Origin of the sequence: Bacillus sp. SIMBA_026 (assembly GCF_046535335.1) — a bacterium.
GTDB classification, from domain to species: Bacteria; Bacillota; Bacilli; order Bacillales; family Bacillaceae; genus Bacillus; species Bacillus velezensis.
Genome location: NZ_JAWRWX010000536.1, coordinates 1 through 230, shown reverse-complemented (window position 1 = coordinate 230; position 230 = coordinate 1). Strand labels below are relative to the sequence as shown.

General features: G+C 69.6%; 1 protein-coding gene. It reads right to left on the bottom strand.

All coding sequences use genetic code 11. From position 1 onward, the window contains the following. Positions 1–230 (bottom strand): zinc-binding dehydrogenase (locus SB847_RS22445; protein WP_410578989.1); only part of this gene is annotated, 230 nt, incomplete at both ends.

Genomic DNA, 230 nt, shown 5'->3' with positions numbered 1-230 from the left:
GAAGACCTCGCGGTCCTCGATGACGCGCAGCGCCTCGGCGGCCTCGGCCAGCGGGTAGGTGCGATCGATCTGCACCTTCAGCTTGCCGGACTGGACGAGGTCGAACAGCGCGTGCAGGTCGTCGCGCTGCCAGCCGTTGGAGCCGAGGATCTGCAGCTCGAAGGTCCAGATGAAGCGGATGTCCTCCTGCGGCGCGAAGCCGGCGGTGGCGCCGCAGGTCAGGAGGCGCC